The organism is uncultured Parabacteroides sp. (genome assembly GCF_902493135.1).
Taxonomy (GTDB): domain Bacteria; phylum Bacteroidota; class Bacteroidia; order Bacteroidales; family Tannerellaceae; genus Parabacteroides.
Window position 1 is genome coordinate 107,183 of sequence record NZ_CABUOD010000011.1, and the last position, 10,363, is coordinate 117,545.

10 protein-coding genes are annotated in these 10,363 nt (G+C 52.6%); 4 read left to right on the forward strand and 6 right to left on the reverse strand.

Annotated elements, in window-relative coordinates:
* The first annotated feature begins 28 nt into the window (after positions 1-28).
* From RDN79_RS07315 to RDN79_RS07330, 4 genes are all read left to right on the forward strand, one after another.
* Positions 29-1,669, forward strand: coding sequence for a bifunctional aspartate transaminase/aspartate 4-decarboxylase (locus RDN79_RS07315; RefSeq protein WP_298548350.1), 1,641 nt, complete (start codon positions 29-31; stop codon positions 1,667-1,669).
* Positions 1,670-1,924: 255 nt separating this feature from the next.
* Positions 1,925-4,180: an aconitate hydratase gene (locus RDN79_RS07320; protein ID WP_298548348.1), complete on the forward strand. Its 2,256-nt coding sequence runs from the start codon at positions 1,925-1,927 to the stop codon at positions 4,178-4,180.
* A 446-nt stretch (positions 4,181-4,626) separates the two neighbouring features.
* Complete coding sequence (icd, locus tag RDN79_RS07325) at positions 4,627-5,886, forward strand: NADP-dependent isocitrate dehydrogenase (protein ID WP_298548344.1); 1,260 nt, start codon at positions 4,627-4,629, stop codon at positions 5,884-5,886.
* A 41-nt stretch (positions 5,887-5,927) separates the two neighbouring features.
* Positions 5,928-7,271: a citrate/2-methylcitrate synthase gene (locus tag RDN79_RS07330; protein WP_298548341.1), complete on the forward strand. Its 1,344-nt coding sequence runs from the start codon at positions 5,928-5,930 to the stop codon at positions 7,269-7,271.
* A gap of 21 nt (positions 7,272-7,292) precedes the next feature.
* Here RDN79_RS07330 and RDN79_RS07335 read toward each other — a convergent pair whose 3' ends face one another.
* The 6 genes from RDN79_RS07335 to RDN79_RS07360 all read right to left on the reverse strand — a co-directional run bounded on the left by RDN79_RS07335 (position 7,293) and on the right by RDN79_RS07360 (position 9,883).
* Complete coding sequence (locus RDN79_RS07335) at positions 7,293-7,772, reverse strand: hypothetical protein (RefSeq protein WP_298548338.1); 480 nt, start codon at positions 7,770-7,772, stop codon at positions 7,293-7,295.
* Positions 7,747-7,980 carry a hypothetical protein gene (locus tag RDN79_RS07340; protein WP_255489033.1) on the reverse strand — a complete coding sequence of 78 codons (234 nt, stop codon included), beginning with the start codon at positions 7,978-7,980 and terminating at the stop codon, positions 7,747-7,749. Before RDN79_RS07340 ends, RDN79_RS07335 begins: the two co-directional genes overlap by 26 nt.
* Positions 7,967-8,377, reverse strand: coding sequence for an N-acetylmuramoyl-L-alanine amidase (locus RDN79_RS07345; RefSeq protein WP_298548333.1), 411 nt, complete (start codon positions 8,375-8,377; stop codon positions 7,967-7,969). The genes RDN79_RS07340 and RDN79_RS07345 overlap by 14 nt, the downstream gene beginning before the upstream one ends.
* 85 nt (positions 8,378-8,462) lie before the next feature.
* Positions 8,463-8,684 (reverse strand): hypothetical protein, encoded by a 222-nt coding sequence (locus tag RDN79_RS07350; RefSeq protein WP_298548331.1) that lies wholly within the window; start codon positions 8,682-8,684, stop codon positions 8,463-8,465.
* Positions 8,677-9,306 carry a DUF6633 family protein gene (locus tag RDN79_RS07355; protein ID WP_308573072.1) on the reverse strand — a complete coding sequence of 210 codons (630 nt, stop codon included), beginning with the start codon at positions 9,304-9,306 and terminating at the stop codon, positions 8,677-8,679. Before RDN79_RS07355 ends, RDN79_RS07350 begins: the two co-directional genes overlap by 8 nt.
* A complete protein-coding gene (locus tag RDN79_RS07360) occupies positions 9,206-9,883 on the reverse strand; it encodes a DUF4373 domain-containing protein (RefSeq protein ID WP_298548326.1) in 678 nt (225 codons plus the stop codon). The genes RDN79_RS07355 and RDN79_RS07360 overlap by 101 nt, the downstream gene beginning before the upstream one ends.
* Positions 9,884-10,363: the final 480 nt, after the last annotated feature.

The following is a 10,363-nucleotide window of genomic DNA, read 5'->3' on the forward strand; positions in this document are numbered from 1 at the left end:
TTCTATTCAATAAACAAGTTATTTCTTTATGGAACACAAAATCACTCGTGAATACGAAAAGAAAATGTCAGAGATCAGTCCCTTCGAACTGAAAAATATCCTGATAGACCTTGCGGACGAAAGCGCCCGCAAGAGTACGCATATCATGCTGAACGCAGGACGCGGCAATCCGAATTGGATCAGCACCGTACCCCGCGAAGCCTTTTTCCTGCTCGGCCAGTTCGGACTGGAAGAATGTGCCCGTTCTTCCGAATATGCCGAGGAGATGGTCGGACTGGCCGGCATCCCCGAAAAGAAACGTGTCGCCACCCGTTTCACGCAATTCCTGACGAAACACGCCGGTTCTCCCGGCATGGCGTTGCTGAAGGATACCTACGATTACCTTGTGAACGAGAAAGGCGTCGATGAGAACGACCTCGTACACGAATGGGCGGAAGGCGTCATCGGAGACCAGTATCCCGTTCCGGACCGCATCCTGAAATATACGGAAGTACTGGTCGAAGACTACCTGAAGCAGGAGTTGTGCGACAACCGCCCGCCCAAAGGGAAGTTCGATCTCTTCGCCACCGAAGGGGGAACAGCCGCGATGTGCTATATATTCGATTCCCTGCAACAAAATTTCCTTCTCGACAAAGGCGACAAGATCGTCCTGTTTGCCCCGGTGTTCACTCCTTATATAGAGATACCGGAACAAGCCCGCTACTTATTCGATGTAACCGAAATCCACGCTTGTAAAATGACAAAAGACGGCTACCACACCTGGCAGTACAAGGAAAAAGACCTGGACATCCTGAAAGACCCGTCTGTCAAGGCCGCCTTTATCGTCAATCCGAGCAATCCGCCATCGTACGGCCTGACAGACGGTCTGATGGAGCGTATCGTAGATATCGTGCGCAATGACAATCCGAACCTGATGATCATTACCGACGATGTTTATGCGACTTACATTCCCCATTTCCGTTCGATCATGGCGGAATTGCCGGAGAACACCCTCTGCGTCTATTCCTTCTCCAAATATTTCGGAGCGACCGGCTGGCGCCTGGCTGTTGTCGCGCTGCACGAAGATAATATATACGACCGGATGCTGAAGGAACTGCCGGACGGGCAGAAAGAGCAGTTGGACAAACGCTATAGCAGTATTTCGCTCCATCCGGAGGAAATCCGTTTCATCGACCGCATGGTTGCCGACAGCCGCCAGGTCGCCCTGAACCATACCGCCGGTCTTTCGTTGCCGCAACAGACGCAAATGGCGCTCTTTGCCTCCTTCTCCCTGCTGGACCGCGAGAATACTTATAAGACGAAGATGCAGCAGATCATTCACGACCGCCTCCATACGCTTTGGGAAAGTACCGGTTTCACATTGCTCGACGATCCGTTGCGTGCCGGCTACTACAGCGAAATCGATATGCTGGTCTGGGCAAAGAAGTTTTACGGGGATGATTTCGTTGCCTACCTGCAGGAAAACTACGAGCCGGTAGACGTCGTGTTCCGCCTGGCGCAGGAAACTTCGCTGGTATTGCTCAACGGCGGCGGGTTCGATGCGCCGGAGTGGTCCATCCGCTGTTCGCTTGCCAATCTGAAACGTGAAGATTATGTCCGTATCGGGGAGGGGATCGCCTCCATCCTGCACAGCTATGCGGACAAATGGAAAGAATCGTTGAAGAAATAAATAAAGCCTTTGAACAAAACGGGCTCCCGCTACGTTCTATTATTGGACGCAGTGGGAGCCCGTTCTCATAGATACCCTTTATCAATCAATAGAAATTATTGAATAAAAGGTGTTTATATAAACACTACTTTTGTTAAAAGTAAGAAATGAGATAACAAATAGTATGGTGTCTTAAATATTACACGATGGGTGGTTACGAACCGGTATATTTGTATGAAACATGAATGAAATTGCTAACTAATAAAAAGAATAGATATGGTGTACGACATTGACATGCTGAGAAGCTTTTATTCTAATTTCCCGAAGCGGGTGGATGCAGCCCGCAAACACGTCGGCCGTCCGTTGACCCTGGCCGAAAAAATCTTATATGCACATTTGTATGACGAATCGGACATCCGTCCTTTCCGCCGTGGCGAAGATTATGTGAATTTCCGCCCCGACCGTGTCGCGATGCAGGATGCGACCGCTCAGATGGCGTTGCTCCAGTTCATGAACGCAGGAAAAAACAAATCGGCCGTTCCCGCCACCGTGCACTGCGATCACCTGATCCAGGCGAATATGGGAGCCAAGACAGATATCGCAACGGCTACGCAGAGCAACAGCGAGGTCTACGATTTCCTGAAATCCGTTTCCGACAAGTACGGTATCGGCTTCTGGAAACCGGGAGCCGGCATTATCCATCAGGTGGTGCTTGAGAACTACGCTTTTCCCGGCGGCATGATGGTCGGCACGGACTCGCATACGCCAAATGCGGGCGGTCTGGGTATGATCGCCATCGGTGTAGGCGGCGCTGACGCTGTCGATGTGATGACCGGCATGGAATGGGAACTGAAGATGCCGAAACTGATCGGTGTGAAACTGACCGGCAGCCTGAGCGGATGGGCCTCCCCGAAGGACGTGATCCTGAAACTGGCCGGAATCCTCACCGTGAAGGGAGGAACGAATGCCATCATCGAATATTTCGGCCCGGGGGCCGCGTCCTTGTCGGCGACGGGGAAAGCGACGATCTGTAACATGGGAGCCGAAGTAGGCGCCACGACTTCCCTTTTCCCGTTCGATCTGAACATGGCCGCTTACCTGCGTGCCACCGGACGCGATAGTGTTGCCGAGTGGGCGACAGCCATCTCCGATTATCTGGAAGCCGATATGGACGTACGGGCACAGCCGGATTCTTTCTACGACCGCGTGATCGTCATCAACCTGTCCGAACTGGAACCGCATATCAACGGCCCGTTCACACCGGATGCGGCAACGCCTATTTCCGAATTTGCCGCCAAAGTGAAGGAGAACGGTTGGCCTCGTAAGATGGAAGTCGGACTGATCGGTTCCTGCACGAACTCGTCCTACCAGGACTTGAGCCGTGCCGCTTCGATCGCCCGCCAGGCAGCCGAAGACAAGATACCGGTGGAAGCCCCGCTGATTATCAACCCCGGCTCCGAACAGATACGCTATACGGCCGAACGGGACGGTATCCTCGGCGATTTCGAGAAAATCGGCGCGACGATTATGGCCAATGCCTGCGGTCCGTGTATCGGGCAGTGGAAACGGCATACCGACGACAATACGCGCAAAAACTCCATCGTCACCTCCTTTAACCGTAATTTCGCCAAACGGGCAGACGGCAACCCGAACACGCATGCCTTTGTCGCTTCCCCGGAACTGACGCTGGCGTTGACCATTGCCGGAGACCTCTGTTTCAACCCGCTGACCGATACGCTGAAGACCGCCGACGGCCGCGAAGTGAAACTGAAAGAACCGGAAGGCACCGACTTCCCGCCGAAAGGATTCGAAGTGAAAGACAACGGGTACGTAGCCCCGACAGGCAAAGATGCCGGGGTAGTGATCGATCCCGGATCCAACCGCTTGCAGGAGCTGAAACCTTTTGCTCCCTGGGACGGCAAAGACCTGATCGAAATGCCGCTGTTGCTGAAGGCCGAAGGCAAATGCACGACCGACCATATCTCGATGGCTGGTCCCTGGCTCCGTTTCCGCGGCCATCTGGAGAATATTTCGGACAATATGCTGATGGGCGCCGTGAATGCTTTCAACGGTAAGACAAACAGCGTGCTGAACCAGCTGAACGGCGAGTATGAGGCAGTGTCGGCCGTCGCTAAACAGTATAAGGCAAAGGGTATTTCATCTATCGTCGTAGCGGAAGAAAACTACGGCGAAGGATCGTCCCGCGAACATGCCGCTATGGAACCCCGTTTCCTGAATGTGAAAGTGATCCTGGCCAAGAGTTTCGCCCGCATCCATGAAACGAACCTGAAAAAGCAGGGTATGCTTGCCCTCACTTTCGCCGATAAGGATGATTATAAGAAAGTGCGTGAAGAAGACAAGATCTCGATCATCGGCCTGAAGGAGTTCGCCCCCGGAAAGCCGCTAACGGCAATCCTTTACCATGCCGACGGCACGGAAGAATCGTTCGCCGTGAATCATACCTATAATGAGTTGCAGATAAAATGGTTTAAAGCGGGCGCGGCGTTGAATACTTTATTACTTTTCCCTTGATGGAAAAGTAACCAAAAGATCAAGGCTGAACCGTCCGGTCTACTCCGGGCAAAGGCTCCGCTGTCGCCTGCGAAACTCGCTTCGCTCAGACAGCGCAGGCTCCGGACGCTTCACCTTTGTCCTCCGCTTGACGCCCGTCCGCTTAGGCCTTTCCAAGAAAGCTCCGCTTTCTCTTGGGATGGCCGATACTGACACCTATATGGCAGGCGGTATCGGCCATCCCCAAAGAGCCGTCAGGCTCTATTTCCGGCCTAAGCTGGTGAGCGTTAAGCGCAGAGACCGGAGTGAGCGTCCGGAGCGTCTGCTGTCTGAGCGAAGCGAGTTTCAGACGCGACAGCGAACGGAGGGAACGGAGTAGCGAAGCAGGTTCGGCCTTGAACTTTTGGTTACTTTTCTTTCAAGAGAAAAGTAATAGAATTAATTTATAAAAATAAGAAATGAAGATTATGAATAAGATTATAAAACAAAACGGAATCCTCCATGTCCCCGATAAAGTAGTGATCCCGTTTATCGAAGGTGACGGGGTAGGTGCGGAGATCACGCCGGTCTGCCAGCGCATTGTCAATGAAGCGGTCGGTAGGGCGTATGGCGGCAAACGGGCGATCGAATGGAAGGAAGTGCTGGCAGGCGGGAAAGCCTTCAAGCAGACCGGCAGTTGGCTGCCCGACGAGACGATGGAGGCTTTCCGCCAATATATGATCGGGATCAAAGGGCCGTTGACCACCCCTATCGGCGGTGGCATCCGTTCGCTGAACGTCGCCCTCAGGCAAACCCTCGACCTCTATGTCTGCCTCCGTCCGGTGCGCTGGTTCCGCGGGGTCGTGACTCCCATCAAAGAACCGGAAAAAGTCGATATGTATATCTTCCGCGAGAATACCGAAGATATCTACGCCGGAATCGAATGGCTGCAAGGAACGCCCGAAGCCCGCAAATTCCTCCGATTCCTGACGGAAGAGATGGGAGTGACGAAGGTGCGTTTTCCCGAAACTTCCTCCTTCGGCGTGAAACCTGTTTCGATCGAGGGCACGGAACGTCTCGTACGCGCCGCCATCGAATTTGCCCTGGCCAACCGCCTGCCCAGCGTCACGTTGGTGCATAAAGGAAACATCATGAAGTTTACGGAAGGCGGCTTCAAACTGTGGGGATATGCGTTGGCCGAACGCGAATTCCCCGACAGGACTTTTACATGGCCCCAGTATGAGAAGATCAAAAAGGAAAAAGGAGAGGATGCCGCCGCTACCGCCCTGTTGGATGCCGAAGCAGCCGGAAAGGTCGTCATCAAGGATGTGATTGCCGACGCCTTCCTCCAGAACACCCTTCTCGTGCCGGAAGAATATTCGGTGATTGCCACGCTGAACCTCAATGGCGATTACGTCTCCGACCAGTTGGCGGCGATGGTCGGCGGCATCGGCATCGCGCCGGGAGCCAACATCAACTACGACAGCGGCTATGCGATCTTCGAAGCGACACACGGGACGGCGCCCGACATCGCCGGCAAAAACGTCGTCAATCCCTGCTCGCTCCTGCTCTCTTCCGTCATGATGCTCGAATATATGGGATGGAACGAGGCCGGGCGACTGATAACCGCCGCGCTCGAACACGCCTTCACCGAAGGGAAGGCCACCCACGATCTCGCCCGCTTCATGCCGAACGGGCAATCTCTCGGAACCAAAGAGTTTGGTGAATATATCATGTCTATTTTATAGTTGCGACAAGAGACGAATTAAACCGATTAAAATTTATTACGATGAAAAAGGAATATATCATTTACAAATTGTCCGATGCATCCAAGGATGCGTGCAAGATCGACAACGAACTGTTCCCGATGTACAATGTGAAGCGCGGCCTTCGTAACGAAGACGGTACGGGCGTGCTGGTCGGACTGACGAAAGTCGGTAACGTGGTGGGCTACGAACGCCTGCCTGAAGGCGGCCTGAAAGCGATCCCCGGAAAACTGTTTTACCGCGGATACGATGTGGAAGACATCGCGCACGGGCTGATCAAGGAGAAACGTTTCGGCTTCGAAGAAGTTGCCTACCTGCTCCTGTCCGGTAAACTGCCCGACAAGGAAGAACTGGCAGGCTTCAAGGAACTGATCTGCGACAACATGCCGCTCGAACAGAAGACGAAGATGAATATCTTGGACTTGGAGGGGCAGAACATCATGAACATCCTGGCCCGCAGCGTCCTCGAAATGTACACGTTCGACCCGAATCCCGACGATACCTCGCGCGACAACCTGATGCGCCAGTCGATCGAACTGATCTCCCGTTTCCCGACCATCATCGCCTATGCCTACAATATTTACCGGCATAGCCAGCAAGGCCGTTCGCTGCATATCCGCCACCCGCATGAAAACCTTTCGATTGCGGAGAACTTCCTTCACATGCTGAAAAAAGATTTCACCGACCTGGAAGCCCGTACGCTCGATCTGCTGCTTGTCCTGCAGGCCGAACATGGCGGAGGTAACAACTCCACGTTTACCGTCCGTGTGACCAGCTCGACCGGCACGGACACCTATTCTTCCATCGCCGCCGGCATCGGTTCGCTGAAAGGCCCGTTGCACGGGGGAGCCAATATCCAGGTTGTCGATATGTTCCATCATCTGAAAGAAAACATTGCCGACTGGAAGAACGTGGACGAGATAGACACCTATTTCATGCGGATGCTGAACAAGGAGGCGTATAACAAGACCGGCCTGATCTACGGTATCGGACATGCCGTCTATACGATTTCCGATCCCCGTGCCGTCGTATTGAAAGAGCTGGCACGCGATCTCGCGAAGGAAAAAGGGCGTGAAGAAGAGTTTGCTTTCCTCGAATTGCTCGAATCGCGTGCCATCGAATGTTTCGCCAAACATAAAGGAACGAAGAAACGCGTCTCCTCGAACGTCGATTTCTATTCCGGCTTCGTGTATGAAATGATCGGATTGCCGCAGGAAATCTACACGCCTCTGTTCGCCATGGCACGTATCGTCGGATGGACCGCCCACCGCATCGAAGAGTTGAACTTCGAAGGCAAGCGCATCATCCGCCCGGCCTACAAGAACGTCCTCGAAGAACTGAAGTACGTCCCTGTTGCCGAACGCTGATCCCTTTCCTGATCCCAGTGCCTACGCAGGGCGGACGGACCTGCGGCGCACTATGACGATACTCCCGATTACGGCGATGATCCCAGCTGCCCATTTGCAAATGGAAAGCGGGTCTCGCCGTTTTTTGGTTATTTCGGCTGAGTGGTTTTCCTTTTTGAGCCTGGTCGTCCCGACGATGTTCCGCTGCAGGCTGTCCTGCGTGTAGGAACGCCGGTTACGGGCTGTCCGGCTGCGGACGACCGCCGAGACATATTGCCTGCCTGCGCTGTCGGGAGGAGAGAGGCGGATCATTTCATAGAGGCGGAGGTCCTCGCACTCCGTTTGCCGTCCACGGGTGAAGGAGAGGCTGTCCGTATACAGGCGGACACTTTCCACCTGCCGCCGTACTGATTTTTCCTGCTGTTTCCGTACCGAGCAGGCTGTCGGGAGCAGGATGAGTCCCGTCAGCAGGCATCCGGCCATGAACCGAAGCCATTCATTCCCTATCATCCCGTTTCCCATATCTGTATTTATATGTATAGTCGACTCCGAACAACGCGCCGGCGAAAGTGGATATTTCGCCGAACCCGACCAATACGGAATTATGTATCTCGCCTGCCGGTGAGCACCAGAATCCCATGAACAGCAACGTGACCCCTGCCAGCGACAGCGCGATGGCTACGGCCAGCTGGCAGGTGAACGGATGGTGCATTTTCCTACAGTCCCGCATATTCTTCCTCCGCATTAAAACAAGGGCAGGCTTTCCGGGCCCCTAAATCACGGTGTCCGCATATCCTGCTCATCGGAAACCTTATTTTCAAGATTTTCAGCAAAATTTTGAGCGATTCCTTTTGCTCGTCCGTCCGGGTGTCTTCAGGATTGCCGGCGGCATCCAGACCGCCTTCGTAGCAGATGCCGATGCTGTTGCGGTTGTAGCCCTTCACATGCGCCGGGATTTGTTCGAGAGGCCGCATGGAGACGATTTGTCCGTTGCGGCGGATGTAGTAGTTGTAGCCGGCCCGGACGAACCCGCGTGCTTTGTGGTCGCGTTCCAACTGTTCGGGCGTGTAGTCCTGTGTCTCCCTCGTGGCGGAACAATGCAAGACAATCAAATTAATTTTTCTCATCATCCTTAACTTTTAATTTTTAATTCTCAAAAGCGAAGGTATGAGGATAGCGAGAACAGGAATCGGCATCAGTCGGCGAGTGTCGCTATTTGTCGGTATAAGTCGGCATAAACTGCCCTTTGCGGGCAGGATCCGGGAAGTCGAAGAGGAGGAAAGCCTTACCGGCGGCGGTTGTTATTTGATTTTCCAGGTTTCCGGGTCGCCCAAATGGTCGACGAGGATAGTGGTTTGCTGCCGATTTCGGCTGTATATTTTTGAAATACAGCATGGCCAGTTCGGCATGGCCGTAGATTCTGTCCTTATCCATTCTTGTTTTCTTTTAAACGTTTTTGTTTGAAATATTCTTCACGAGTGATGCACTTTCCCGTATCGACAGCAGGCAATGCATCCTTTTCGAGGCGCGATTGTTCCTCTTTGTAACGGATGATGTCCGCGCGTCGCTGCTCCGTGAATTGCAGGAGCGAGGAGGTGATGAACAACGCGTCCACCATCCCGTAGAACCGTCCGTAGCGCCCGCATTTGAGACGATGGAAGAAGAGCAGGATTTCCGAAGCCTTCAGGTTCGGGTATTCCGCCAGTATCAGTGCCGCCAGGTCCTTCTGGCGTGCGACCGTCATCTTTTCCCGTACGCCGGTGAAGTTGTTGAGATTCTCGATCTGGATGCAGAGCCAGACGATGACGGTCTGCCAGCCGTAGCCTTCGGCCATGACCTCGAGCGACGGGGCGAAGCCGAGATAAGCCCGTGCCTCGTTGCGTGCGGTGGCGATTTGCAGGTCGGGGGTGAACAGTTTCAGGAACTGTTCGGCCGGCCCGTAGCGTTTGCGCATGTCAGCAGCCTTTTGTTGCTTCTTGAGCCATGCGGAGGATTTCTGCCCGTCGGGCTGCTTCCCCATGATCGTTTGATGATTGATTTCCATAAAATCCGCCATGTTGTGTAGTATTTTTATTTATATTTCCATTTATATTTACCGGGGTTTTTGCGGCAGAAACACCTGTTTCCGTTGCAATAACTCCGGCATCAGCCTCATGATCGGCGGTTTTTGCAGCAGTAACGGTGGTTTCTGTCACATTAACTTCCTCATGGGGCGCAGTAGTCCCGTTTTTGTCTGCCGGCAATTTTCGGGGGGCAAGCAGGTTGATGTCCGTGTCGATCCGTACGGCCGTCCGCCGGCTGATCTCTTCGAAACGTTGTTGGATGCCGACGGACGAGAGTATCTGCCGGTATTCCATCAATTCGCTGTCGAAGAGGCGGATCTGCACACAGAATCCGATCACATCTTTCACAAGCGTTTCGTCCTCTCCGGTCGTGAAACCGATATCGAAGCAGAAATCGCTGTCGTAGCGGGCGTAGTATCCGTTCCCGCCGTAGATCTCGCACAAGATGGCGAGGTAGATGCAGATGCCGTTGCATCCGTATCGTTGCGCAAGGCGTTGTATTTTCCGGTCGGACATGAAATGGGTGTCCAACGGGAAATAGTCGAGCCCCTTTCTTATGGGTCTTGCCATTTTTATTGTTGTGTATTAATGTTATTAAAAAACCGTAGGTTAACTTTCCGGTGTATGAAAAAGGAGGAGAATGAATTGATGGATTTAGTATTAGCGTAAACCAAAAAATCGAACTCCGGAATTTCCATTAAAGGTTCGACTTCCTGGTTCCAGCCGGCAAAAGTAACGGAAAAGTCTTATAGTTCAAAAGGTTTTGTAAATCAAAGTTCAAGAGTCTGTTTTCAGTGCTTCCTCCCGTAACCGGAAAAGAGGAACCGGCCGGGCGAATTTGAATATTAAAAAATACAATATCCCCCCTAAAAACGCGAAATACCGTATTTTACTGGATAATAAATGGTTAGCAAAAATACTGTTTCTTAAAAAATATTACCCTTGCGGGAAATTTGAAAGGGTCTTGTTCACTTTTGCTGTATGGTTGCTTTTTGTGTATTTAATTAATAAAAGAGCACAGCTTAAAAAATAAAAGTCTATATTATAAGT